This is a genomic window from Persicitalea jodogahamensis (assembly GCF_014651615.1).
Taxonomy (GTDB): Bacteria; Bacteroidota; Bacteroidia; order Cytophagales; family Spirosomataceae; genus Persicitalea; species Persicitalea jodogahamensis.
In genome coordinates this window covers 506,517-530,722 of sequence record NZ_BMXF01000002.1, presented here as the reverse complement: position 1 = coordinate 530,722, position 24,206 = coordinate 506,517, and the positions used below count along the sequence as shown (strand labels likewise).

Genomic DNA, 24,206 nt, shown 5'->3' with positions numbered 1-24,206 from the left:
TTTCCCAATAAATATTAAGCGGATGCGTACTATTTCTACTATTTGTATTTTCCTGATCACCTGCCTGTTAAGCAATTTCCTGGCCTTGGGGGCGGAAGCACAGATCAAAATCACTTCGCCATCGGATCGCGCGGTGTATCAACGTGATATCACAGGGCAAACCACCATCTCTATTTCCGGCACTTACTCTTTGCCCGTCGACAAGTTTGAGGTGCGGGCAGTTGCCGTCATCCCGGGTCAGGGGCAGAACACGGAGTGGAGTACTTTGCAGGATCGGGTTTCGGGTGGGGTATTTCAGGGAACAGTTCGCCTGCAGGGCGGCTGGTATACGCTGGAAGTCCGGGGTTTGCTGAATGGCTCCGTCGTGGGCCGCGATGTCGTCTCCCGCATGGGTGTTGGTGAGGTTTTCTTAATCTCCGGGCAGTCCAACGCGCAGGGCCTGTTCGAGTCGCCCGGCCCGGCGGCCAGTGACGACCGCGTCAACTACATTGCCTACGACAATACGGTCAACTCGTTGTTCGATCCGCCTGCACCCACTTTTGCGCACCTCGAATCCAACGTAACCATCGGCCCTCGCGGCAAAACTGCCTGGTGCTGGGGAATACTCGGCGACCTGCTGGTACGCAAGCTCAATGTCCCCGTGCTGTTCATCAACACAGCCTGGGAAGGCACTACCATCAAAAACTGGTCAGAAAGTGCAGCCGGAAGAATTACCCAGAACGCTTACGGTGGGTTTAACTACCCTGCCCAAATGCCCTATGGCAACCTGCTTATTTCCACGCAGCACTATGTCCACCAACTGGGTGTTCGGGCCATTCTCTGGATGCAGGGAGAAACCGACAACATCCCTTCCAACACCAGTGCGCAGGATTACCGCGACCGTATGCAGTTCCTGATCAACAAACTTAACAGTGATACCGACAAACGGATCAACTGGGTCATCTCCCGGACCTCCCGGGCAGTCAACGGAGCAGGCCAATCCGTAACGAATCAAAACGTCATCAATGGCCAGAACGCCGTTCTGAATACAACCTTCAACAGCACCTTTCCTGGGCCTGAAACCGATAATGCCTATGTACCGCGTCCCGACGGGCTTCACTTTACTGGTCAGAATGGGCAGCGTATTCTGGCAAACCTCTGGAACGACGCTCTCAACACAACCTTTTTCTCAACGATTACACCCGTCACTCCCACCCCAACGCCTTCGCTTTCCACCTCTTGCGGCACTAACAATGCTACCGTTAGCCTGACGCTCCCTGCCGGGTATTCGTCCTACGAGTGGTCCACCGGACAATCCGGCCGGACCATCGCCATCAACTCGCCGGGTACGTATCGGGCCGTTCTTAAAGATGCCAGGGGGAATGCCATTACCAGCCCGAGTGTCACGATTAATACCACGGTAAGGCCGCTCAAACCGACGGTCATCCCTGGCGGCCAGCAACAGGCTTGCGCCGATACGGGCTTCGTTTTTGCCGCCTCGGGCGGCACCGATTATTTCCTGTGGAGCGACGGCAGCACCAGCAAGTCTTTTCGGGCTACACAGACAGGGAACTATACCGTCAAGGCACAAAATGTCTTTGGTTGTGAGTCAGAAATCTCGGCTCCGGTCTCGCTGACGGTACGTCCCAAGCTTAGCATACCATTAATTGAGCAGTCGGGGCCTTACAGCCTGACAGCCTCGATTACCGAACCGAACCTCAACGAAAAATACGAGTGGAAGGTGGGAAGCAGCTTTCTGAAACCCGAGACCTCTACCATTAAGGTGACGGAATCGGGCGAGTACACGGCAAGGGCCAAGGCCGTCTTTACGATGGGCAGCAACAATTCCCTCACCTGCTATTCCGCCTACGCTCCCCCCGTCCCTTTTTCCCTGTCGGAAAACGACGGTGTGGTCATTTTCCCTAACCCCAGCCGGGAAGGAATCGTTTACGTCGAAACCCTTGAAAATCTGGCCAATGCTGAGGTGGCTTTTTACAATATCAATGGCTCGATCATTCGCACCCAGCGTTTTTCGCTCCTGAACGAACGGCAGCGCATTGACGCCAGCACGCTGCCGCCCGGCCTGTACCTGGTGCGGGTGCGCGCCCCCGGCCTCGACGTAACCAAGCGTATTGTCATTGACTGATAAAATAGGACTTCATTAAGGCCCCTGTTCCGCAGGGGCTTTTTGCGTTTCAGGTATGGACGAAATCCCCCTTCATCGCATTTGGTTGGTAAGTTTGTGCCTAGTAATTTTGAACCACAAAAATTGTCGGAATACTCCGCCGGATCGTTGAACAATTCTTCGGTTCGGACCGTTGAGAATAAGTACTATGAACACGAATTATCTGCCATCCGGCTTCCTGCCCATTGTTGTCCAGTTTGTGCTGGCACTGGGTTTCATCGTCGTGACGATGATCGTCACCCACAATATCGGACCCAGCCGCAAGGGTAAAGTGAAAGATGACCCGTTCGAATGCGGCATCGAAGTAGTCGGCGACGCCCGTACTCCTATTTCGGTGAAGTACTTCCTGGTCGCGATCCTTTTCGTACTTTTTGACGTCGAGGTTATTTTCATGTACCCCTGGGCGGTCAATTTCAAGAAGTTGGGCATGTTTGGCTTCGTGGAGATGGTTCTGTTCATGTCCCTCCTGCTGGCAGGCTTCTATTACATTATCCGTAAGGGAGTCTTGAAGTGGGAAGAGTGATTAATTAATTGACAATCGATAATGAGTGCCGGATAATTTTCATTGGTCGCTGACAGCGAAAATGAATCATCCGCTATCCGTTTTCAACCATCCATTGAACAAATGAAATCAGTAGATATAGTTGAAGCCCCTCCGGGACACACTGGTTCCGGGTTCTTCGCCACCTCATTTGACGAAGTAATAGGCATTGCCCGCAGCAATTCGCTCTGGCCTCTGCCGTTTGCCACTTCCTGTTGCGGTATTGAGTTTATGGCCACGATGGGTTCACATTATGATATTGCCCGATTCGGCTCCGAGCGGCCCAGCTTTTCGCCCCGTCAGGCCGACCTTTTGATGGTAATGGGTACCATTGCCAAGAAGATGGCTCCCATTCTGAAACAGGTTTACATCCAGATGGCCGAACCCCGCTGGGTCTTGGCTATGGGTGCCTGCGCTTCCAGCGGCGGCATCTTCGATTCGTATCCCGTGCTGCAGGGCATCGACCGAATCATTCCGGTGGATGTGTACGTTCCAGGATGTCCGCCCCGCCCCGAGCAGGTGCTGGAAGGATTGATGCAGGTACAGGAACTGGCCCGTAACGAGTCGCTCCGTCGTCGCAATTCTGAGCAATATCAGGAATTGATGTCTTCATACAACATTCAGTAACTCCTTATGCTTACTAACCAGGAAGTAGCCGAAGAACTGCTCCGCGAATTCGGAGAAGATGTCTATGGTTTCGAGGAACCCTACGAGATGCTGACGCTCACTACGACCCGCGATCAGATTATTCCGATGCTCGAGTTTCTTTTCAACCACCAGAAATTCCAGGCCAATTTCCTTACCGATCTTACCGGCGTGCACTATCCCGACACACCGGGTCTGGAATACGCTGTGGTATATCACCTGCATAGTCTGGTTCATAATTTCCGATTGCGCATCAAGGTGTTTCTGGCCGAAGGCGACGAACGCATCCCTACTGCCACCAAGGTGTACGAATCAGCCAACTGGATGGAGCGTGAGACCTACGATTTTTTCGGTATTCAGTTCGAGGGGCACCCGAATCTAATCCGAATTTTGAACATTGAAGAGATGGACTACTTCCCGATGCGTCGACAATATCCATTGGAAGACACCACCCGTGAAGACAAGACGGATGCTTTGTTTGGAAGGTAAAGTCAATCAGTACTAAGTGAATGAGTGACTGGCGGAATAAAGCAATTGTTTAAAGTTCCGATAGTCAAACGTTCCAAATCGAATTATGGCAGAGAATCAGCTTCTAGTACCTAACGTCAATCCCCTTGCCCGCGCTGACCAGCCCGAGTTGGTAGGTGAGTTGACGACGCTCAACCTCGGACCGACGCACCCGGCAACCCACGGTATTTTCCAGAATATTCTGCAAATGGATGGCGAGAAGATCGTTTCCACTGAGCAGACAGTCGGCTATATCCACCGGGCTTTCGAAAAAATCGCGGAGCGCCGGCCTTACTACCAGATCACAACGCTTACCGACCGGATGAACTACTGTTCGTCGCCAATCAACAATCTGGGTTGGCACATGACGATGGAGAAGTTCCTGCAGGTGGAAGTACCCAAGCGGGCGCAGTACATCCGGGTGATTATGATGGAGCTTGCCCGCATTTCGGACCACCTGATCTGTAACGGTATTCTGGGTGTGGACACGGGTGCATTCACGGGATTCCTCTACCTTTTTGAAAAAAGAGAGGAAATTTACGAGATATACGAGGAAGTCTGCGGGGCACGGCTTACGACCAACATGGGTCGCCTTGGCGGCATGGAGCGGGACCTCTCTCCGGTGGCCATCCAGAAACTGCGTGAATTCATCAAATCGTTTCCACCGGTCATGCGGGAGTTCGAACGGATGTTCAACCGCAACCGCATTTTCATGGATCGTGTGATTGATGTCGGCGGCATTTCTGCAGAACGCGCTCTGAACTACGGTTTTACCGGCCCCAACCTGCGGGCTGCGGGCGTAGACTACGATGTGCGGGTGATGAATCCGTACTCCTCCTACGAAGATTTCGATTTCATTATTCCCATAGGTCAAAGTGGCGACACCTATGATCGCTTCATGGTTCGCAATGCCGAAATTTGGGAGAGTCTTAAAATTATCGAGCAAGCCCTCGAAAATCTGCCCATCGGCCCGTACTATGCCGATGCGCCAGAATACTACCTTCCTCCGAAGGATGACGTTTACACCAGTATGGAGGCGTTGATCTACCATTTCAAGATCGTGATGGGGGAAATCGATGCACCCATTGGTGAGATTTACAATGCCGTGGAGGGTGGCAACGGTGAACTGGGTTTTTACATGATCAGTGATGGAGGACGTTCACCCTATCGTTTGCATTTCCGCCGCCCCTGTTTCATTTACTACCAGGCTTTTCCCGAAATGGTAAAAGGTGCCACGCTTTCCGATGCCATCGTAATCATGAGTAGCCTCAACGTCATCGCGGGAGAATTAGACAGTTAATTTAATGATGAGTGATGAATCATTGTAATCCGCTATTCATCACTCACCACCCATAATTCATCATTTAGTTGTGAACCAAGTAGCCGAACCCATTGCATTTACGCCCGAGCGGCAGAAGCGCGTGGACCAAATGATCGCTAACTACCCCGAAGGACGACAGAAGTCGGCCCTGCTTCCCGTGCTACACGTGGCGCAGGAGCAGTGGGGCTGGCTGAGTAGCGAGGTGATGGATCATGTCGCCAAACTACTCGACATTCAGCCTATCGAAGTGTACGAAGTAGCGACTTTCTATACCATGTTCCACCTCGATCCGGTGGGCAAAAATGTAATCGAATACTGCCGGACAGGTCCCTGCTGCCTGATGGGAGCCGAAGACGTATATTCGCATTTGAAACAAAAACTGGGTATTCAGGCCGGCGAAACTACCCCCGACGGGCTTTTTTCTTTGAAAGAAGTGGAGTGCCTGGCCGCCTGCGGCTGGGGTCCGGTGTTTCAGATTCGTGAGAAGTACTATATGAATCTGACCAATGAGAAGGTAGATTCGATTATCGAAGAACTGAGTCAATAGCTTTTAGCGATGTCAAAGAAAATATTACTGGAACACGCGCACATCGAAGGTATCGAAACCTTCGACACTTACCGAAAGAACGGCGGCTACGAGGCGCTGGAAAAGGCTATAAAAACCATGTCCCCCGAGGCAGTGGTGGAAGAAGCCAAGAAATCGGGCGTACGGGGTCGTGGTGGTGCGGGCTTTCCAATGGGCATGAAGTGGGGTTTCCTCGCTAAGCCCGAAGGCGTGCCTCGCTACCTGGTTTGCAATGCCGACGAGTCGGAGCCGGGTACTTTTAAAGATCACTATTTGATGAAAACCATCCCTCACCTTTTGATTGAGGGAATGATTATATCAAGCTTTGCGCTGGGTGCCAACAAGTCGTTCATCTACGTGCGCGGTGAGCTGATGTACGTCATCAACATTTTGCAGCAAGCCATTGCCGAAGCCAAAGCCAATGGGTTTTTAGGCAAAAATATCCTCGGCTCGGGCTACGACCTTGAACTGGTCGTGCATCCCGGCGGTGGTGCCTACATCTGTGGTGAGGAGACTGCCCTGCTGGAATCGCTGGAAGGAAAGCGTGGGAATCCACGCAACAAGCCTCCTTTTCCGGCGGTAAAGGGTCTGTACCAGTGCCCTACCGTGGTTAATAACGTGGAGTCCATCGCCAACATGGTATGGATAATCAACAACGGTGGCGACGCCTACGCCGCCGTTGGGGTGGGCCGCAGTACGGGAACCAAACTTATTTCGGCATCGGGCCACATCAAAAATCCCGGTGTTTACGAGATCGAACTAGGCCTTTCAGTGGAGGAATTCATGAACTCCGACGAGTACTGCGGGGGCATTCGCGACGGACATCACCTGAAAGCCCTGGTAGCGGGTGGATCTTCTGTCCCGATAATTCCGGCCAATCTGGTGTATAAAACGGCCAACGGCGAAGATCGCCTGATGAGTTATGAGTCGCTGTCTGACGGTGGTTTCGCAACGGGTACCATGCTGGGCTCGGGCGGCTTTATTGTCTTCGACGAAACGGCTTGCATTGTGCGCAATACCTGGAATTTCTCGCGTTTTTACCACCACGAGTCCTGCGGGCAGTGCAGCCCATGCCGGGAAGGAACGGGCTGGATGGAAAAAGTACTGCACCGAATCGAACACGGTCACGGCAATATGCGCGACATCGACCTGCTGGTAGACGTCGCCAAGAAAATCGAAGGAAACACCATTTGCCCGCTCGGCGATGCTGCTGCCTGGCCTGTCGCCAGTGCTATCCGCCATTTCCGCGACGAATTCGAGTGGCATGTGAAGTACCCCAAAGAAGCCACAAGGCCGGGAGCAGTGTACATGGGCGAAGCGGAGCTAGTATAATTTGGAATTAGAGAATGTCTGAATTAGTGAATAAAAGATTAATGGCGAAAGCAATATTCACTAATTCAGACATTCCGACATTCACTAATTGATTGATGGAAACAAAACCAGACTTACTGAAAATAACCTTCGATGGCATTGAGGTCGAGGTAGAGGCAGGCACGACAATTATGCAGGCAGCCCGGCGCATCGCTGAGGCCGATGCCAGTCAGGGCCATTTGGTGCCGCCTGCCATGTGCTACTACAAACCGCTGGAAGGTAGCGGCGGCAAGTGCCGCGCCTGTCTGGTAAAGGTGGCACAAGGTTCGGCGAAGGATACACGGCCCATGCCCAAGCTTGTGCCATCGTGCATAACAATGGTGCAGGATGGCATGGTGGTCGAGAACGTGACGAACCCCGCCGTCTTGGAAGAGCGGAAGGCCATCGTAGAATTCCTGCTGCTGAATCATCCGCTCGACTGCCCTATCTGTGATCAGGCGGGTGAGTGCCATTTGCAGGATTTTGCCTACGAGCACGGATCCTCCAACCAGCGTTACGAGGAAGAACGCCGGACTTTTGAGAAACACGATATCGGCCCCTATATTCAGCTTCACATGACGCGCTGCATCTTGTGCTACCGCTGCGTTTATACCGCTGATCAGATTACCGAGAAACGCGTGCATGGCGTATTGGGCCGGGGCGATGCCGCCGAGATCAGCACGTATATCGAAAAATCAATCGACAATGACTTTTCCGGCAACGTCATTGACGTCTGCCCGGTAGGTGCCTTGACCGACAAAACCTATCGTTTCAAAAACCGCGTGTGGTTTAGTAAGCCCGTGGATGCCCACCGCGACTGTGATAAATGCAGCAGTCATGTTACGCTTTGGTACCGGGGCGAAGAAGTGATCCGCGTTACGGCCCGCAAAAACGAGTGGGGTGAGGTAGAAGAATGGATTTGCAATACCTGCCGCTTTGAGAAGAAAAAAACCAGCGACTGGATCATTGAAGGACCGACCAAAGTACTCCGGAGTTCGGTAGTTTCGGCCAACAAATACCGCGCCGACACCGTTAAAAAACCTGATTTTGCTCTTCGGCTGGCCAATTCGCAATACAAGCCCATCGACGATTCCCGTCCGTTCATCACCGACGAGGAAACAGTACGACAGCTGAGCATTGAAAACAACAGGAAAGCCAACGAGCGGTCGGCGTTTGAGAACACAGAAAACTAGGCTAAAAATTGAAGGTCAACGGGTAAAGATAGTTTCGAACCAACTCTTGACCGCGTTGCAGCCCTTGACCTTTCAACCATAGGACAACGTCACTACAAACACAAAAATGGAATTAGTACCATTCATTATAAAGTCCATCATCATTCTGGTCATTTTTGGCCTGACGTTGCTGATTGCCATGTATTCGACCTACGGCGAGCGCAAGGTGGCAGGATTTATTCAGGACCGCCTTGGTCCTGACCGGGCCGGGCCCTGGGGTCTATTGCAGCCGCTGGCCGACGCCGGAAAAATGTTCTTCAAAGAAGACTTTATTCCTGCTCAAGCCAATAAGTGGCTGTTCATCGCCGGGCCCTGTGTGGCTATGCTCACAGCGCTGATGGCTAGTGCCGTCATCCCATTTGGCGACACGATCATTTACGACGGCGTAGAAGTAGCCGTGCAGGCTGTAGAAGCCAACGTCGGAATTCTATACATCTTTGGCATCGTATCGTTGGGCGTGTATGGACTGATGATTGGTGGCTGGGCCTCCAACAACAAGTTTTCGCTGTTGGGTGCGATTCGGGCCGCTTCTCAGAACATCAGCTACGAGGTGGCGATGGGGATGTCGATCGTGGCGATTATCATGATCAGCGAATCGCTTTCGATTGGCGACATCGTGGCGCAGCAACATGGCGGTAACTGGAACATCTGGTATCAGCCGCTGGGCTTTATTATTTTCCTTACCTGCGCCTTTGCCGAATGCAACCGTACGCCATTTGATCTGCCTGAGTGCGAAACCGAGCTTGTGGGCGGCTACCATACCGAATACAGCAGCATGAAACTGGGCTTTTATCTTTTCGCTGAGTACATTAATATGTTCGTATCGTCGGCGGTAATATCGGCCCTGTACTTTGGCGGCTATAATTATCCCGGTATGGACTGGGTGGCTGGCGCGCTGACGGATGCCTTCGGTACCGTCGCTGGTCACAACGTCGCCACACTTATCGGCACGGCAGTATTTTTTGGAAAGTCCCTGTTCGGCGTGTTTTTCTACATGTGGGTACGCTGGACGCTTCCCCGTTTCCGTTATGATCAACTCATGAACCTGGGCTGGAAAGCCCTTATTCCGCTGGCGATGTTTAACATCGTCGTCACGGGTCTGGCCGTTATCTTTATCGAACCCGCGCTGACGGCCATGCTGAAATAAAAAGGTAAAGGTTTAATTGTTTAGGCACTGGTCTTTTAGCTGGGTAAATTGTTTTTATTAACACTTCTGAACGAATGGCCGTATCAACATTTAAACAAAATTTTTGCCCCTTAAAAAATGCAATTAACCAACCGATCCAAGCAAGTAAGTAATAAGGAAATGACGCTGGCGGAGAAGATTTATCTTCCGGCCATTGCAACGGGCATGGCGATTACGATCAAGCACTTTTTCCAGAAGAAAGTCACGATCCGCTACCCCGAAGTGAAGCGTTATTTGGGTCCCGTATTCCGGGGACGGCACGTGCTGAAGCGCGATGAGCAAGGACGCGAACGCTGCACGGCTTGCGGGCTGTGCGCCGTGGCCTGTCCGGCCGAGGCCATCCAAATTGTAGCTGAAGAGCGCAAGAAAGGGGAGGAACACCTGTACCGTGAAGAAAAGTACGCTGCTATTTATGAGGTAAATATGCTGCGCTGCATCTTCTGCGGCCTGTGCGAAGAGGCCTGTCCCAAGCAAGCCGTGTACCTGCGCCACGACGAGTTCGTTCCGGTCTTCACCGAGCGTGACCAAGTGATTTGGGGTAAGGATTTACTGACCGAAAACATGAACAATCGCTATCTTCGTAAAGCCTGGACTAAGGAAGAAGCCCGGGAACAGAATCTGATCGAAGCAAAAGGCGAAGCCGCCGAGTTCGTTCCGAGAGCAATTCCTTAATGGCTTTTAGCAGTCGGCTTTCGGCAGCCTGGTCGTTCATCATTCATTATTCATCACCGCGGGGGCGGACCCCTCATCATTACTAAAAGTGATCCCAGCTACCCTCTCCATATTTTACTTTTTGTCGTTCCTCACCATCCTGAGTGCGCTGATGGTGGTTTTTTCGCGCAGCCCTATTCATAGTGTACTGTACGCGATCATGACTTTTTTCTGCCTGTCGGGGCATTATTTCCTTCTCAATGCGCAGTTTCTCGCGGTGGTAAATATCATCGTGTATGCCGGGGCAATTATGGTACTTTTTCTGTTCGTCATCATGTTTCTGAATATGAAAGAAGACCAGAAAGATCTCATGCCCAACCTGACCAAGATTGCCGCCGCCATTGTAGCGGGTACGCTTTTCGTTATTTTGTTCGGAGCTTATCGTAAATCGCAGGTGGGGATGTATGATCCCCGAAGCTACAACTCACAAACAGGTATGGTCGAGAGCCTGGGACAAATTCTGTTCCGCGATTATCTCCTACCCTTCGAACTGGCTTCAATTCTATTCCTGATCGCGATGGTCGGGGCAGTGATGCTGGGCAAACGGGAGTTGGGCGAGCGGCATTTTTAGAAGAACCTATTTCTGGCGATTCATTACGCGCTACGAAAAACGCTGTCAGGGCCAAAACTCTGACAGCGTTTTTTTGTGCCATTTAAACGAAACCAATCGGTTTATTTACACGGTACACTTCTTGAAGTTTCATCTTCGGGTAATCTTGATCATGGGTCCTTGAAAAATCAACTCTCTTTACATTTTCAATACGGTGGCGTAGCCAATTAGGACGACCAGTGCTAAATACAATACCAAACAAAAGCACAACTACTCCCAGGCCGGATGCCGGTCCATTTCCTTTTGAAGCCCCATTAGAATTTTCTTTTCCTTCGAAGACAAAGCGTTTCTATCCAGCGGTACCTTTTCCAGGATATCAGTTTTAAGGTTGTAAAATTTTCCATCCTGGTAGAGTTTGTAATCGAGGTCTCTCACAAACTGATTTCGGTACCGATCTACGTTGGCAGACCAACGCGGATCGTAGTGGACAAAAGCGGTGGCTCTGGGGCGGTACTTTTCACCCGTCAGCAGCGGATAAAAACTCTTTCCATCGGTATCGGCCGGGCGACCGACAAGTTCGGCCAGGGTTGGAAAAAAATCACTAAACTCGATCAGTCCTTCGAAAGTACTTCCCTGCTTTATCTCCTCAGGCCAATAAGCGATCAGCGGCACGTGGGTGCCGGCGTCTATGGTGTTCCCCTTGGCGCCCACAACTTTTCTACCCGGCAGTGCGGAGACGATCGATGGATGCGTGCCATTGTCACCTACGAAGATGACAATCGTGTTTTTATCAAGTCCGAGCGCTTTGAGCTTACCGGCAATCTTGCCGACAACTTTGTCCGCATATCCCACCATGTCCTTAAAGTAAGCCGTATCCTTTTTATATCGCCTGGAGCCATCGCTCCAGTCCTTCGAGTCGGGCGTAGGGACGAAGGGGTCGTGCACAAGCACCATGGGATAGTACACGAAGAATTTTTCATCTTTCTGTCTCTCAATAAAATCGACTACGAAATCAGAGAAAACATCCGGGCCGTATTCGTCGCTGCCCCCTTGGATTACCTTGCCGTTTTTCTCGTACAGCGGCTCGGCATACCGCTCTCCTTCTTTTCCTTCCCGGGTCAATTGCCACAGGCAATACTCCCCAAAACCGAAGCGATGGGGCTGCGTGGCATCGTTCCAAGTGGGAATCTTGTCCTTGTAAGCTAATCCATTCAGTTGCCATTTGCCGGCAATGCAGGTTTTATAGCCAGCGTCCTGCATCAGGTTCCCAAAAGTGTACTGGTTGGGATTGAGGTAACCGAAATATTCGTAGTTGCGGTAGTTGTACTTTCCGGTCATGAGTTTCAGGCGCGACGGAGTGCATAGCGGTTGGGATACGCAGTTGTCGAACCGCATGCCAGAAGCCGCCAGAGAATCCAGAACAGGGGTTTTGTACACAGTGCTTCCGTAGGCACCAAGGCATTCGTAGCCCATATCATCGGCCATGATCAGGACCACATTGGGTTGTTTCGGGGATTCTTTGGGAAGAAAACCAAATGTGGCAACAATGATCAGTGTTGCTCCCAGCAGGATGATGTTTCTTTTCATAAATGTTTCAACTGATTGGCTACCGTCAGGGTACCACGAACCGGGTTTACGAGCATCGTTAGTCATTCAACCAAGCCACAATTCTCAGCGGCGCACCGCTGCCTCCTTTTATTTTCATAGGCAGGGCTACGATATAGGCCCCTCGAAGTTTGTCCAGGTTAGCTACGTTCTCAAAGCCGGGTATATTGGCGCCGTAAAAAATCTGGTGCGTTTTAAAATCTTTGGATTGTCCATAATCGATACTCGCGACGTCGATCCCGACCGCCTTTATTTTTCGACTACTGGTCAGCCATTCAGCGGCGGCTGGATCAATGCCCGGAAAATGCAGCCCGGCTACCGCGTCTGCGCCTCGTTCCTCAGTACCCAGGTACTTTTTTGCATCAGGATAAAGGGCCCCGTAACCCGTCCTAAACAACACGATTGTACTTTCAGCAATGGGTCCGTTGCTCTCCTCCCAGGCTTCAATAGCAGCGACTGTTATCTGGTAGTCCGGGTTGGCCGACGCCTTGTCCGATACATCGATCACAACGGCTTCGCCCGTCAGGTTTTCCAGGGGTATCTGGTCGGTGCTCCATTTTCCCTCCGCAAAATGGACCGGCGCATCAAGGTGGGTACCGCCATGTTCGGCAGAGCAAAAACTATAGGCCGAATAATAATAACCACCGGGAGTAACGCCCTCAAAATCCGTATTGAGCCGAAAAGGCTCGGAGGTAGGCCAGTAAAGGGTTTCTTCCGAAAAGTCGTAACTCAGGTCAATCCACTTGCCACCGGAAAAGGAGACCGTTGCCTGCTCATTGGCTTGCGGTTGACAGGCTACCATGAGCAGGAATAAGGCGCAGATAATTTTTACCATAAGATTTCTCATAAGATGCTATTGGGGATCAGCAAAACCAAACCGTGTCATAGAGCTATGGCAAATAGACCGGAGCAAAAATTCCAGCAAACTAAAAGACACCGTTTGTCACTATAAAACACCAAGATAGCAAGTACCTGCTTAAACCAGAAACATTGCGAAAGATCGTCGCTTCGTCCCGGGCAGATGTCGATGTATCGCTTCGGGCCTAAAAACAAAGTACCGCTCTAAGTCCTGTGAAAACGCAGGATTTAGAGCGGTACTTTCCTGACTAGAATTTTTACGCAGGTTCAGAAATCTGTGTACGGTACTGGCGGTTATTGCGCGAGATAGCCGCCGTCAACGGGGTAGTAGGCACCGGTCACGAAGGAGGCTTTATCCGATGAAAGCCAGACCACCAATTCGGCCACTTCCTCCGAACGCCCCAAGCGTCCGATAGGGTGCAGGCCAACCAGCGCTTCTTTGGTTTCAGCCGGCAGAGCACCCAGCAGCGGTGTGTCGATGTAGGCGGGCCCCACGGCATTGATCCGAATGCCCCGCGCGGCGTTTTCGATAGCGGCAGCCTTGGTGAGGCCAATCACGCCGTGTTTGGCGGCTACGTAACCCGGCGATCCTGCCGTGCCAACCTGCCCGAGAATTGAAGCCATATTGATAATGGCACCGCCCGCCTTCTGCTTTTGCATGGCTTCCAATTCATATTTCAAGCAGTAAAATACACTGTTGAGGTTGACATTGATGATGTGCTGCCATCCCTCCACGGAATAGTCGGCGGTTTGATTCAACTCACCGCCAATACCCGCATTGTTGAAGGCAATATCCAATTGGCCAAAGGCCGCCACGGTCGCTTCAACGAGCTGCTTGCATTGGTTAGAGTCACCCACGTCCGCCTTGAAAAAACGGGCATTGCCCCCGGCTGCGGTCAGTTCGTCGACCACCTGCCGGCCCAGGGTTTCGTCTATATCCGAAACCATCACATTGGCCCCTAGCTGGCCGTATAAAAGCGCGGTAGCTTTGCCAATTCCCGAGGCGGCTCCCGTTACCAAAGCGGTTTTGTCTGAAAGGTACTTGTCCATACTTATATCTGAGTTTTCAAAGTTTTGAAATGGCCCGCAACCAGATTATTCCCGCTGAGAAATGGGGAATGCTTAGAGCAGGCTTACATTGGTAAATCTACCGGTAACCGGGCGGCCTTCCTATGATGAATGCTGCCATATAAACTGATCATAGTCAGGAACTATGTGCAGGACGCTTCATCCCAAGATCCATAATCATATGATGATGCGCCTAGCTGTCACCGGGTGAAGCTTCGCCTGACTTTAACAGAGCAATTACTGGGTGGACTCGGGCAAAATGGGTAAAGTCGTGAAGGCCGCACCTTTGGCTCAGAGGACTTTTGAAAGCGGGCGGGACTTAGGGCAAATGGCCTAACTTTGCCGGCAAGAGCCTGCGCCGCTGTCTCCACAGCCAAAAGTTCTTTTTGGGGATAGGTTTTTCTGCAAAATGATGACTTCCCCGTACCGTATTTCTACCTCTATTCTCCCCTCTTTTCTTACACACATGAATGAAGTAATCGATTTTTTTTCCCGGTTAAGTGACTCTTCCGATTTTCCTCCCCGGTGGCTGTGCGGTACCTGGTCCGATTTCCACGGCTGGCTCTACATCGTCTCCGATCTGATGATCTGGATGGCCTACATGTGCATTCCGCTTATCTTGTTAAGGTTCATTTTCGTAAAAAAGGGAGTACCCCTGCAAAGCGTATTTTGGCTTTTCGGAGCATTCATCATGCTGTGCGGCCTCACCCACCTGATCGACGCCATGCTTTTTTGGATACCGGTCTACCGCATCAGTGCGCTGGTCCGCTTCGTGACAGGAATCGTATCGGTGGCTACGGTCATCGCCCTTGTCAAGTACTTTGACGATGCCGTGGGACTACGTACCTCCAGAGAGTATGAACAAGAGCTAAGGTACCGTCAAAAAGCCCTGGAAACCCTGGAACTGACCAATCAGGAACTCAAGCAGTTTGCTTATGTGGCCTCACACGATTTGCAGTCACCCCTCAAGACTATTGAGGGCTACCTGGGCCTTTTGGAAAGCCGCTACTCCGAAAACCTCGACGAGAGGGGTCAGAAAATAGTACGCACCGCCGCCAGCTCGGCCAACCGTATGCGCACTCTGATCAATGACCTGCTGGATTTCTCCCAATCGGGACTTAATCAAAAGTTTTCGGAAACCGATATGAATGAAGTGATGCAGGAATCGCTTGAAGAACTGCAAAATGAGATTGACGCTAGCAACGCCGAAATAATCAGCAAACCGCTACCAGTCATATTGGCCTCACGAACCGAAATAAAGCGGGTGATGCAAAACATCATCGGAAACTCGATCAAGTACCGCACGGAGGGCAAAACTCCCGTTATTGAGGTGTTGGCAAGAGAAAGGCCGGATGAATGGCTGTTCAGTATAAGTGATAACGGTATCGGGATAGAAGGCGAATACTTTGAAAAAATATTCCTGGTATTTCAGCGATTGCACGGGCGCGACAAGTACCCCGGCACGGGCATAGGGCTGGCGGCCTGCCGGAAGATCGTTGAGATGCACGGAGGAAAAATCTGGCTGGAGAGTGTTCCGGGGAAAGGGAGTGTTTTTTACTTCACGATTCCCAAAAACCCAATCACACTCCACGATTTCAGGCAAATAGACAACTAGTTGCTCCCCCCACCAATCATCCATTTTGAAGCTAGGGGCCAGTGGACCAGAGTCAGGATACTGGCTGTGGTTGGTCAGACGCCTGCGCCTTCTGGTGCAGGAAGAATAGTCGGGAAACCGGAATAAACAACAGCCCTGAAACCGCAAAAGCCACGAAGGCCATCCGCAGGCCAAACGCGTGCGACAAGTACCCGATAAGCGGCGGCCCCACCAACATACCGACCGTAGCGTAGGTAGCGACGATCGAGATGGCCAGGCCGGGCGAGTACTTCTTCGATGCGCCCGCCAGCGCGTAGGTCATGGGTACTACAGAGGCCGTCCCGAAACCCGTGAGGGAAAAACCGATCAGCACGGTCCAGACGGCAGGGAAAATCACGGACAAGCCAATACCCGCCACGATCATCAGGGAACTCAGGACATAAGTGGTAGGAATGCCGATTTTCTCAATAATACGGTCAGATAGAAAGCGGGAGAGTGCCATGAATACCATAAAGATCAGGTATCCATAGGTAAAGATCTCGACGTGAAGTACTTCCCGGAAGAAAATGCCGCTCCAGTCAAACATGCCGCCTTCGCACACCGCCGCAAAGAATACCAGTACTCCCAAGTACAGAATGTAAGGGTCTGGTTTCCCCAGAATCAGTTTGTTGCCCTGAGAAGTACGGTCGTTTTTCAGTAGATAGGGAAACGAGAACAGCGTCACGGCCAGACAAAGCGCAGCCACGATGGCCAGATGGGCCTCAATGGAAACAGCGTAGGCGACCATAAGCGTACTGAACCCCACGCCCGCAATACCACCCGAACTCCACAAACCGTGGAAAGAGCCGATGATTTTCTTTTGGTGGTACTTCTGTAACGTGATGGTTTGGGTATTGACCGCAATGCTGAAAATCCGCATGGTGAACGCGAATACAGAAATGGTAATGATCAGCAGCAGGGGCGTACTCGCCAGACCAATGCAGGCCAAAGCAACGGAGTTGATCCCGAAAGCGACCGCCAGCGGAATGCGGCTGTCGAATCGGCTGATCAGCCAACCCGAAATGGGAAGGCCGATCAGCGAACTCACCGGCATCGCCAGCAGTACGGAGCCCATTTGGACGTCATTAAAGCCGTAAAAGGTTTTGATGGTGGGGATTCGGGAGGCCCAGGTGGAAAAGGCAAATCCCGAAATAAAAAAGAATACACTGAGGAAAATACGCTGCTTATTTCTTAACTCCATGGCTCGCTACCCATCCGATTTGGTCGCAAATATCCGCAGTTGCCGGGAATAATTTTCCGTTCGCGGTACTTTATATACCGACTTTCGCCTTGAAAATACCAGTCTGATGTAACGCTCTTTTTTTATAGCAAAAAGTTCTCGAATAGTTCACATTACCGATCTACCCTCTCTAGCCCAGCTCTAGCCCAGCTCCGGGCCAGCGATTAGGAATTGTTTCTGCGGGGATGCCGGGAAGCCGCTATCCTTCAAGTACATTCTGGTAAATGACCTTTGTACCGAGAATTCAAGCGATAGCAGGAGTTCTTTCCAGTCTTTTTTCTCCTGTAAAACGTCAAGTACCACAGGCTTGCCGACGTAGTTTTTCAATGCTCCCAGAATCAGCGCCTTGGCATCTTCCATACCTTCCGCCGATAAGGGGCCTAATTGTGTGTAGTTACTACCCGTTCGCCCCAACACGTAACCGGACACTCTGACTTCTCTCTCAATATACCAGGCTTTGTCTGGGTGGAGTTTCAAAAATTCAGCGAAGAGCCGCAACCGATCCCCCCCAAAAGCCTCGCGGTCCAACACCGCTGATTCCGGGAGGTTTTCTTGCGTCAGTGGCTTTATCAAAGGGTCGCCGGCGATTCGCAAAGCCGAAGCCAGTCCTGGCGTCACCATCCGGTCGATAAACTGCTCTTCTCTGAATCCTAGCTTTTGGTATAATGGCAATCCCTTGTCCGTAGCATCCAGTTTTATCGACCGGCAATCCGATAATTTTTCGATAACGGTAGTTAGCAAGCGCCTGCCCAAACCCAATCCACGAAAGTCCTGATCGACCAACATCATTCCTATCCACGCGATCTCGTTGTTGTAATTAGTTGCCGTAACCGTACCTACTACTCTGTCGCCGGTAAAGGCCCCGAGACACAGAGTCGGATCGAGTGATAGCAACATCCTCCAATCATCCGTGGTCTGATTCCAGTTTTCAGCACTTTTCAACCGCATGGCGCCCGGAATATCAGCCTCTTGAAGTTCTCTTACGACGATGTTCTGTGCGTGCATTTTACTTGGTGGTGGCCGGATTTTTGCCTTGTCAAAAGGCAAGCAAAAAGGAACTTAGGAATGTGAGTGGCGCTTTCTGAATGCTAGCTAGTGAGGGCAAAACTGGGCTTCTGACTAATACTCTTACATAAGCGGTCTTCCGTCGCAAGCCACATAACAAAGCGTTCGACGAATAACCGAAACGAACTAATAATTGTCCAGATAATCTGCGACAGTTAATATCTTGGCTGTACCGAGGTGTTCCAAAACCAGAAGGTCTTTGTCTCCAGTAATGAGGTGAGTTGCTTCTCCGTCTTTTGCCAATGAAAGGAGAAAGTTATCTTTGGGATCTCGGCAGACGTTGACCGAAGATGTGACTACAATAAATTCTGCTTTGATTCTGATTTTTATCAATAGCTCTTGCAGGTCGGCGTCCGAGAAGTACTTTCTGAATTTAGGACGCTGAGCGACTTCGACAAATTCATCGAGCAACTCTTGACTGAACAGTAAAATCAGCCTGTCGTCGACAAATAGCGGATCCATCTTAGACAAGGTCTTCGATAGCAAGAAACTTATCCAAAGATTCGTATCGATAACTACTCTATGCCTTACTTGTGGCATACCGCTGGGATCTGACGGTTTCTACTTCTTCTGTAATTTCTTCGAGAGTAGGCGGCGTTTCACCAGCATTATCCCTCAATCGGTTGACAATAGCCAAAAATGGATCAGAGGAAGTTTCCAAGAGAGAAATCAGATCAAGATCCGCCAAGTCTTTTAGCAACTTATCGGCCTTAGGATTCAGTACGTTTACTTGGTAGGTTGTCATAATTTAAAGATACTTCTTTTCCTTCAAAACTGCACATTGGCGGGAAAGCACATACAGTTAACGTTCGATTGGTTTTCATAGCGTTCAATAGAGCCAACTGTCGGCGTCCTTTCATTTTTTGTCTTGGGTCTTTCTTTCGAAGAACTTAGTACAATGCGTAATTTCATAAAATGGACCTGACCAAACCTCCCTCTACCCGGATGGAAGCGCCGTTGGTGGCCGACGCCAACGGACTGGAAAAGTACACGGTGGTATCGGCGATTTCCTGCACGCTCGCAAAACGCTGCAGAAGCGAGGTGGGACGCATGTTTTCGAAAAATTCCTCCTCTACTGTCTCGATCGACTTGTCGCCTGCCCTGGATAGATCTTCCAGGAAAGTACCCACGCCTTTGGATTTGGTCGGGCCGGGCAAAATAGCGTTGACCGTTACGTTGGTACCTTTTGTCAACTCGGCCAGACCACGGCTGACCGCAATCTGCGCCGTCTTGGTCATGCCGTAGTGGATCATCTCATCAGGAATGAATACGGCGGATTCGCTGGAAATGAAGATAATCCGTCCCCAGTTTTTCGCTAACATTTTGGGAAAATAGTGCCTGGCCAGGCGAATGCCACTCATGACATTGACTTCAAAAAACCGGAACCAGTCTTCATCGGGTATATCGGCAAAGGGTTTCGGCTCAAAAATGCCCGCATTATTGACTAAAATATCGACTTCCGGCAATTGCTCTATCAACTGATTGACTTCCTCAACTTTTGAGAAATCGGCGGCAATGCCCGATATATTTGCGCCTTCCACCAGCGACTGTAATTCATTTACCGCTTTGTCAACCCCATCTTTCGTTCTTCCGTTGATAACCACCCGGGCACCTTCCTGCAAAAACCGCTGGGCAATCGCAAACCCAATTCCGGCAGTCGAACCGCTTACAAATACTGTTTTTCCGTCAAGTTTTAAATCCATTTTCTAAGCTCTTTTTAAAGGTATTGATGTTTTCAAAGGTACTTTACTTCACCCAACTAAATGCGTTGCAATGCCCGGAGGACTGTTGGATGATCGTCACTACTAGGAGGGACTGCTGCATGTTCAACTACCTCGGTTAGCTTACAGCGTTTTGATTTTCAGGTTCCGGAACGATATCCCTTTGGACCAATCCTGTAACGCAATGTGTCCCTCAATGTGCTTGCCAAACTCAGGAAACGTTTTGAACCCACTGCTAGCTACCGACTCTTTCCAATGGTCGGAATTGAAATCTTCCTGCGCCGTCAATACGCCATTCAGATAAAATTCAACTTTCCCGTCAACCTGTTTGATGCGGGACTGATTCCATTCACCGGCGGGCTTGGGTTCGACCGGATTCAAGGGAGGATAAAAGTTGAACAAAGTACCCGGTCTTTTGGCGGGGCTCATCTCGTAGTCCGGGTGGGCTTTATCCAGCAATTGGTACTCAGGGCCGGAAGACCAGGTCGTGGGAATGTCTTCCCGCTCCAGCACATTGATGAAAACTCCGCTGTTGCCTCCCTCGGATATTTTCCATTCGAAGGCAAGTTCGTAATTCTTAAACGCCTGATCCGATACCAAATCGCCATGCGCGGTCGTGTCAAAAATAGGTTGGCAATACAGTTCGCCATTTTGCACAGTCCAGGCGGAAGGTACCTCTCCCCGATTATACAAATGCCAGCCTTCCAGCGAGGTACCATCAAAAAGCAACTGCCAGCCGTCTTCCTTTTCCTGGGACGTCAACTGATTGGGTACGTCCTCTTGGGTGCTAGTATTACACGAGGTCAACAGATACGTTGTTATTCCCAAAAGGGTGAAAAGGTACTTCAACCGGTTCTTCATACTATGTGCGGGATGGTAAGGTGAGTAAATACCTTTAAGGTGTTATTCCTGAAATACTACCCGTTAAGTCGGGCAGGGTTACGCCCGATTTGCAATGGGAAGGATACGCACAGATAGACCTCTCTCGCGGAAGACTACGATGGGGGCAATGGCCCCTTTGTCCGCTAATTCATCAGTCCCAGCCGGGAAGCATACGAAATAGCCTCGAGGGAATTATTCGCCCCGAGCTTTTCCATGATGCGCTGGCGGTGGGTATTGACCGTGTGGACGCTTATGGAAAGCTTTTCGGAAATTTCCTTGCTCAGCAAGCCGTCCCTTACCAGTTGAAGTACTTCTTTTTCCCGTTTTGAGAGGCTTACGTGATCCTCATCGCCGGGCGTAACGGGTAGGGGTACTACCCGGCCGGTCTTGTAGTTGTAAATCTGGCTTTTGATACCTTGAATGTCCGTTTGGTCCGGTGAAATATCAATCACGCCCAGAGCCAGCCACACGTTCCCCAGGCTATCCAGTTCCAGGGCCTGGTGCTGTTCAATAACCCGAATGTACTTCCTCTCGCTGCCCATAATCCGGTATTCATTGACCAGCTTATAACAGGAGCGCTCCTCCTTTGGGAGCTGAAGGAAAAATTTCATAATCAGGATGCCGTTTCTCAACAGGCCCACAAAGTCGTTTGGGTGTATCCTGGCGTTGAAGTAGTCATTGCCCCGCTCCTGAATGGAGTCCAGGTCGTAGCCAAATATCTCCGAGAAATTGTAGGAGGTATAGCTATGCTCTTTCTTGAAAAGGTCAAAAATGGTAATGCCGCTGTTGTTGACCTGCGCCAGCGCCTCCAGTACCGACCGGTGCCGGTCCAGTATGCTGTAGTCCATGTGTTCCTCCACGAACTGCTGTTGCCCCAGCAGTTCGTAGTACTCTTTTCCAAGGGATTCCAGTTCGGTCATAGATTAAGATTACTGATTTTTCAGTATGGCGGGGTTAGGGTATTGCCGATAGCTTTGCGACTTCCTACCAGTTATCATTTACTCATGAGAAAAATACTGACAATCAATTTTTTACTCGCTTATTGTGTCCTGGCAATGGCGCAGCAGCCTTCTCAAACCATCCGGGGGAAGGTAGTCGACGAAGCCTCCGGCGCCCCCATTCCCTATGCCATGGTGGTGTTGCTGAATACCGACCCGCTGATGGGCACAACTACCGATCCAGCGGGGTACTTTACCCTGGACAAAGTACCCGTCGGCCGCTACGACCTCCGGGTATCGTACCTGGGTTATGAACCCGCACTGATCCGAGAATTAGTTGTTTCTTCTTCCAAAGAAGCCTTTGTAAATGTAAGTATAAGGGAAAGTATAACCAAACTGGCCGACGTGGTCATAAAACCAAAAGTCAACAAAGAGGAACCCCGAAACAGCATGGCTACGGTCAGCGCCCGTATGCTGAGCGTGGAAGAAGCCAAACGGTACGCCGGGGGCTTCGACGACCCCGCCCGCCTGGCTTCGGCCTTTGCCGGAGTCGCCAGCAACGTGGCCAGCAATGGCATTGTAGTCCGGGGAAATGCCCCGAAGTTTCTGCAGTGGAAGCTGGAAGGCGTAGAAATTCCCAATCCAAACCACTTTGCCGATTTGTCGGCTTTTGGCGGCGGAGGACTCACGGCCCTCAGTAGTCAGATGCTGGCTAATTCTGATTTTTTTACCGGAGCCTTTCCCGCCGAATACAGCAATGCTCTGTCGGGGGTGTTTGATATTTTTATGCGAAATGGCAACAGCCGGAAGCGCGAGCATACGTTTCAGCTGGGCGCTATCGGGATTGACGGATCGTCGGAGGGGCCGTTCCGGAAGGGAGGCCGGTCGTCGTACCTGTTCAACTACCGCTACTCCACGCTGGCGCTGATGAAGTCCCTTTTGCCCGAAGAAGCTCAAGGTACCTCCTACCAGGACCTTTCGTTTAAACTCTATTTTCCCACCAAAAAAGCCGGTATCTTTTCCGTGTGGGGCCTTGGACTCAAAGACCGCTCGGGACAAGCGGCCCAACCCGATAGTGCCCAATGGCGCTACGCACAAAACCGGGAGGAAGCCGATGCGAAGCAGTATATGGGAGCAGGCGGTATCAGCCATGACTATTTTTTCAGTGCCCGTGCTCACCTGAAAACAACCCTGGCGGCTACGGTCAGCGGCCTGGACTGGCGCATAAAACGCCTGGACAACCAGCTGGCGCTGCTGCCTCAAAGCCAGAACAATACCTCCACCTGGAATATGGTACTTTCCTCCTCCCTAACTACCAAATTCAGCCCAAAGCATACCAATAAAACGGGTATCGTACTTACCGGACTACGGTACAACATGCTTTTGAAAGACGCCCGCCCTGCCGGGCAGGTACCGCTTACGGTAGTGGATGAAGCCGGATTCAGTACTCTGCTGACGGCCTATTCCAGTTCGGCCTTCCGCTTCACTGACCGCTTCACCCTGAACCTGGGGATAAATGCACAGCTGTTTACGCTAAATAACCGCCATACGCTCGAACCCCGGGTGGGGCTGAAATGGCAGCGGACGGAGAAGCAGTATTGGGGCCTGGCCTACGGCCGGCACAGCCGGCTGGAGCGGCTGAACTACTACTTCGCCCGGACGTCCCACACCGACAATCAGCTGGTGAACCGGGATATGGATTTTACCAAGGCCCACCACCTGGTCCTGAGTTACGGGCTTAACCTTACGGAGAACATGCTGCTGAAAATTGAGCCGTACTACCAGTACCTGTATAGCGTACCGGTCATAGCAGGAAGTCCGTTTTCCTTCATCAACCTTACCAACCAGTGGTACCTCAACGACAGGCTGGTCAACACGGGCAAAGGAAAGAATCATGGGATCGATATAACCCTGGAAAGGTACCTGGCCCGGGGGTATTACTTCCTTTTTACTACGTCTCTGTTTCGGTCGGAGTACCTGGGTGGAGACGGGGTGTGGCGCAGTACCTTGTTCAACCGCAGGTACCTCTCTAATCTGCTGTTGGGAAAGGAATGGCAGACCGGTAAAAATCAACAAAATGTGGTGGGTCTGAATACGCGCTTTACTTTGCAGGGCGGTGAGCCCTATACGCCGGTCAACCGGGCTGCTTCGCTGGCTACGAAAGAAATCGTCACTGACGAAGAGCAGCTGTACTCGCGGCAGCTACCGCCCGCTTTTCTGGTTCATTTTACAGCCAGCTATAAACTAAACCGGCAGAAGGTGGCCCACGAGTTTGCCCTGAAGGTACTTAATGCCACCCAGTACGGTGACTTCTACGGCTTCCGGTATAACTTTCAGGACCACACCATCGACGAGTACCGCGAAGCCATCATGATTCCCAACATCAGCTATAAAATTGAGTTCTGAGAAAAGTACTAAATCATC

23 protein-coding genes are annotated in these 24,206 nt (G+C 51.1%); 13 read left to right on the top strand and 10 right to left on the bottom strand.

What is annotated here, in order from left to right; all coding sequences use genetic code 11:
- The first annotated feature begins 22 nt into the window (after positions 1–22).
- The 11 genes from IE117_RS12420 (at position 23) to IE117_RS12370 (ending at position 10,793) form a co-directional block, all read left to right on the top strand.
- Positions 23–2,125: a T9SS type A sorting domain-containing protein gene (locus tag IE117_RS12420; protein ID WP_189564725.1), complete on the top strand. Its 2,103-nt coding sequence runs from the start codon at positions 23–25 to the stop codon at positions 2,123–2,125.
- A 187-nt stretch (positions 2,126–2,312) separates the two neighbouring features.
- On the top strand, positions 2,313–2,687 hold the full coding sequence (locus IE117_RS12415; RefSeq protein WP_189564724.1) for an NADH-quinone oxidoreductase subunit A: 375 nt from the start codon (positions 2,313–2,315) through the stop codon (positions 2,685–2,687).
- A gap of 102 nt (positions 2,688–2,789) precedes the next feature.
- Positions 2,790–3,332 carry an NADH-quinone oxidoreductase subunit B gene (locus IE117_RS12410; protein WP_189564723.1) on the top strand — a complete coding sequence of 181 codons (543 nt, stop codon included), beginning with the start codon at positions 2,790–2,792 and terminating at the stop codon, positions 3,330–3,332.
- A 6-nt stretch (positions 3,333–3,338) separates the two neighbouring features.
- Complete coding sequence (locus tag IE117_RS12405) at positions 3,339–3,839, top strand: NADH-quinone oxidoreductase subunit C (RefSeq protein ID WP_189564722.1); 501 nt, start codon at positions 3,339–3,341, stop codon at positions 3,837–3,839.
- Positions 3,840–3,924: 85 nt separating this feature from the next.
- Positions 3,925–5,157, top strand: a complete 1,233-nt coding sequence (gene nuoD, locus IE117_RS12400) for an NADH dehydrogenase (quinone) subunit D (protein WP_189564721.1) — start codon at positions 3,925–3,927, stop codon at positions 5,155–5,157.
- 70 nt (positions 5,158–5,227) lie between these two features.
- The gene (nuoE, locus tag IE117_RS12395) at positions 5,228–5,725 is read left to right on the top strand and encodes an NADH-quinone oxidoreductase subunit NuoE (RefSeq protein ID WP_262893103.1); all 498 of its coding nucleotides are present in this window, start codon (positions 5,228–5,230) and stop codon (positions 5,723–5,725) included.
- 9 nt (positions 5,726–5,734) lie between these two features.
- Complete coding sequence (gene nuoF / locus IE117_RS12390; protein WP_189564720.1) at positions 5,735–7,075, top strand: NADH-quinone oxidoreductase subunit NuoF; 1,341 nt, start codon at positions 5,735–5,737, stop codon at positions 7,073–7,075.
- A 92-nt stretch (positions 7,076–7,167) separates the two neighbouring features.
- Positions 7,168–8,286: an NADH-quinone oxidoreductase subunit G gene (locus IE117_RS12385; RefSeq protein ID WP_189564719.1), complete on the top strand. Its 1,119-nt coding sequence runs from the start codon at positions 7,168–7,170 to the stop codon at positions 8,284–8,286.
- 106 nt (positions 8,287–8,392) lie between these two features.
- Positions 8,393–9,472: an NADH-quinone oxidoreductase subunit NuoH gene (gene nuoH / locus IE117_RS12380; protein WP_189564718.1), complete on the top strand. Its 1,080-nt coding sequence runs from the start codon at positions 8,393–8,395 to the stop codon at positions 9,470–9,472.
- A 117-nt stretch (positions 9,473–9,589) separates the two neighbouring features.
- Positions 9,590–10,183 carry a NuoI/complex I 23 kDa subunit family protein gene (locus tag IE117_RS12375; RefSeq protein WP_189564717.1) on the top strand — a complete coding sequence of 198 codons (594 nt, stop codon included), beginning with the start codon at positions 9,590–9,592 and terminating at the stop codon, positions 10,181–10,183.
- A 151-nt stretch (positions 10,184–10,334) separates the two neighbouring features.
- Complete coding sequence (locus tag IE117_RS12370; RefSeq protein WP_189565362.1) at positions 10,335–10,793, top strand: NADH-quinone oxidoreductase subunit J family protein; 459 nt, start codon at positions 10,335–10,337, stop codon at positions 10,791–10,793.
- Between the two features lie 249 nt (positions 10,794–11,042).
- Here the strand turns inward: IE117_RS12370 and IE117_RS12365 are convergent, their stop codons facing one another.
- The 3 genes from IE117_RS12365 to IE117_RS12355 all read right to left on the bottom strand — a co-directional run bounded on the left by IE117_RS12365 (position 11,043) and on the right by IE117_RS12355 (position 14,285).
- Positions 11,043–12,359 carry a sulfatase family protein gene (locus IE117_RS12365; protein WP_189564716.1) on the bottom strand — a complete coding sequence of 439 codons (1,317 nt, stop codon included), beginning with the start codon at positions 12,357–12,359 and terminating at the stop codon, positions 11,043–11,045.
- Positions 12,360–12,417: 58 nt separating this feature from the next.
- Positions 12,418–13,224, bottom strand: a complete 807-nt coding sequence (locus IE117_RS12360; protein WP_189564715.1) for a cyclase family protein — start codon at positions 13,222–13,224, stop codon at positions 12,418–12,420.
- Positions 13,225–13,529: 305 nt separating this feature from the next.
- A complete protein-coding gene (locus IE117_RS12355; protein ID WP_189564714.1) occupies positions 13,530–14,285 on the bottom strand; it encodes an SDR family NAD(P)-dependent oxidoreductase in 756 nt (251 codons plus the stop codon).
- Positions 14,286–14,769: 484 nt separating this feature from the next.
- Here IE117_RS12355 and IE117_RS12350 point away from each other — a divergent pair, with 484 nt between their 5' ends.
- Positions 14,770–15,918 (top strand): sensor histidine kinase, encoded by a 1,149-nt coding sequence (locus IE117_RS12350; protein ID WP_189564713.1) that lies wholly within the window; start codon positions 14,770–14,772, stop codon positions 15,916–15,918.
- 52 nt (positions 15,919–15,970) lie between these two features.
- Here the strand turns inward: IE117_RS12350 and IE117_RS12345 are convergent, their stop codons facing one another.
- From IE117_RS12345 to IE117_RS12315, 7 genes are all read right to left on the bottom strand, one after another.
- Positions 15,971–17,137 (bottom strand): MFS transporter, encoded by a 1,167-nt coding sequence (locus IE117_RS12345; RefSeq protein ID WP_189564712.1) that lies wholly within the window; start codon positions 17,135–17,137, stop codon positions 15,971–15,973.
- Positions 17,138–17,317: 180 nt separating this feature from the next.
- Positions 17,318–18,181, bottom strand: coding sequence for a GNAT family N-acetyltransferase (locus IE117_RS12340; RefSeq protein WP_189564711.1), 864 nt, complete (start codon positions 18,179–18,181; stop codon positions 17,318–17,320).
- A 186-nt stretch (positions 18,182–18,367) separates the two neighbouring features.
- Positions 18,368–18,781: a putative toxin-antitoxin system toxin component, PIN family gene (locus tag IE117_RS12335; RefSeq protein ID WP_189564710.1), complete on the bottom strand. Its 414-nt coding sequence runs from the start codon at positions 18,779–18,781 to the stop codon at positions 18,368–18,370.
- Positions 18,762–18,986 carry a hypothetical protein gene (locus tag IE117_RS12330; RefSeq protein ID WP_189564709.1) on the bottom strand — a complete coding sequence of 75 codons (225 nt, stop codon included), beginning with the start codon at positions 18,984–18,986 and terminating at the stop codon, positions 18,762–18,764. Before IE117_RS12330 ends, IE117_RS12335 begins: the two co-directional genes overlap by 20 nt.
- A gap of 163 nt (positions 18,987–19,149) precedes the next feature.
- Complete coding sequence (locus IE117_RS12325; RefSeq protein WP_189564708.1) at positions 19,150–19,944, bottom strand: SDR family NAD(P)-dependent oxidoreductase; 795 nt, start codon at positions 19,942–19,944, stop codon at positions 19,150–19,152.
- 141 nt (positions 19,945–20,085) lie between these two features.
- Positions 20,086–20,823 carry a 3-keto-disaccharide hydrolase gene (locus IE117_RS12320; protein ID WP_189564707.1) on the bottom strand — a complete coding sequence of 246 codons (738 nt, stop codon included), beginning with the start codon at positions 20,821–20,823 and terminating at the stop codon, positions 20,086–20,088.
- Between the two features lie 164 nt (positions 20,824–20,987).
- On the bottom strand, positions 20,988–21,764 hold the full coding sequence (locus IE117_RS12315; RefSeq protein WP_229580794.1) for a LuxR C-terminal-related transcriptional regulator: 777 nt from the start codon (positions 21,762–21,764) through the stop codon (positions 20,988–20,990).
- A gap of 84 nt (positions 21,765–21,848) precedes the next feature.
- On the opposite strand from IE117_RS12315, the gene IE117_RS12310 reads away from it, so the two are divergent.
- Complete coding sequence (locus IE117_RS12310; RefSeq protein WP_189564706.1) at positions 21,849–24,188, top strand: TonB-dependent receptor; 2,340 nt, start codon at positions 21,849–21,851, stop codon at positions 24,186–24,188.
- The last annotated feature ends 18 nt before the right edge of the window (positions 24,189–24,206 follow it).

What these genes read in the sequence shown, in the direction of transcription:
- IE117_RS12375 (WP_189564717.1), top strand. Translation starts at nt 9,590, where the DNA reads ATGCAATTAACCAACCGATCCAAGCAAGTAAGTAATAAGGAAATGACG.
- nuoH (WP_189564718.1), top strand. Translation starts at nt 8,393, where the DNA reads ATGGAATTAGTACCATTCATTATAAAGTCCATCATCATTCTGGTCATT.
- IE117_RS12350 (WP_189564713.1), top strand. Translation starts at nt 14,770, where the DNA reads ATGAATGAAGTAATCGATTTTTTTTCCCGGTTAAGTGACTCTTCCGAT.
- nuoD (WP_189564721.1), top strand. Translation starts at nt 3,925, where the DNA reads ATGGCAGAGAATCAGCTTCTAGTACCTAACGTCAATCCCCTTGCCCGC.
- IE117_RS12420 (WP_189564725.1), top strand. Translation starts at nt 23, where the DNA reads ATGCGTACTATTTCTACTATTTGTATTTTCCTGATCACCTGCCTGTTA.
- IE117_RS12365 (WP_189564716.1), bottom strand. Translation starts at nt 12,359, where the DNA reads ATGAAAAGAAACATCATCCTGCTGGGAGCAACACTGATCATTGTTGCC.
- IE117_RS12340 (WP_189564711.1), bottom strand. Translation starts at nt 18,181, where the DNA reads ATGCACGCACAGAACATCGTCGTAAGAGAACTTCAAGAGGCTGATATT.
- IE117_RS12370 (WP_189565362.1), top strand. Translation starts at nt 10,335, where the DNA reads ATGGTGGTTTTTTCGCGCAGCCCTATTCATAGTGTACTGTACGCGATC.
- IE117_RS12355 (WP_189564714.1), bottom strand. Translation starts at nt 14,285, where the DNA reads ATGGACAAGTACCTTTCAGACAAAACCGCTTTGGTAACGGGAGCCGCC.
- IE117_RS12405 (WP_189564722.1), top strand. Translation starts at nt 3,339, where the DNA reads ATGCTTACTAACCAGGAAGTAGCCGAAGAACTGCTCCGCGAATTCGGA.
- nuoF (WP_189564720.1), top strand. Translation starts at nt 5,735, where the DNA reads ATGTCAAAGAAAATATTACTGGAACACGCGCACATCGAAGGTATCGAA.
- IE117_RS12310 (WP_189564706.1), top strand. Translation starts at nt 21,849, where the DNA reads ATGAGAAAAATACTGACAATCAATTTTTTACTCGCTTATTGTGTCCTG.
- IE117_RS12415 (WP_189564724.1), top strand. Translation starts at nt 2,313, where the DNA reads ATGAACACGAATTATCTGCCATCCGGCTTCCTGCCCATTGTTGTCCAG.
- IE117_RS12315 (WP_229580794.1), bottom strand. Translation starts at nt 21,764, where the DNA reads ATGACCGAACTGGAATCCCTTGGAAAAGAGTACTACGAACTGCTGGGG.
- IE117_RS12360 (WP_189564715.1), bottom strand. Translation starts at nt 13,224, where the DNA reads ATGAGAAATCTTATGGTAAAAATTATCTGCGCCTTATTCCTGCTCATG.
- IE117_RS12345 (WP_189564712.1), bottom strand. Translation starts at nt 17,137, where the DNA reads ATGGAGTTAAGAAATAAGCAGCGTATTTTCCTCAGTGTATTCTTTTTT.
- IE117_RS12330 (WP_189564709.1), bottom strand. Translation starts at nt 18,986, where the DNA reads ATGACAACCTACCAAGTAAACGTACTGAATCCTAAGGCCGATAAGTTG.
- IE117_RS12335 (WP_189564710.1), bottom strand. Translation starts at nt 18,781, where the DNA reads ATGCCACAAGTAAGGCATAGAGTAGTTATCGATACGAATCTTTGGATA.
- IE117_RS12325 (WP_189564708.1), bottom strand. Translation starts at nt 19,944, where the DNA reads ATGGATTTAAAACTTGACGGAAAAACAGTATTTGTAAGCGGTTCGACT.
- IE117_RS12320 (WP_189564707.1), bottom strand. Translation starts at nt 20,823, where the DNA reads ATGAAGAACCGGTTGAAGTACCTTTTCACCCTTTTGGGAATAACAACG.
- IE117_RS12410 (WP_189564723.1), top strand. Translation starts at nt 2,790, where the DNA reads ATGAAATCAGTAGATATAGTTGAAGCCCCTCCGGGACACACTGGTTCC.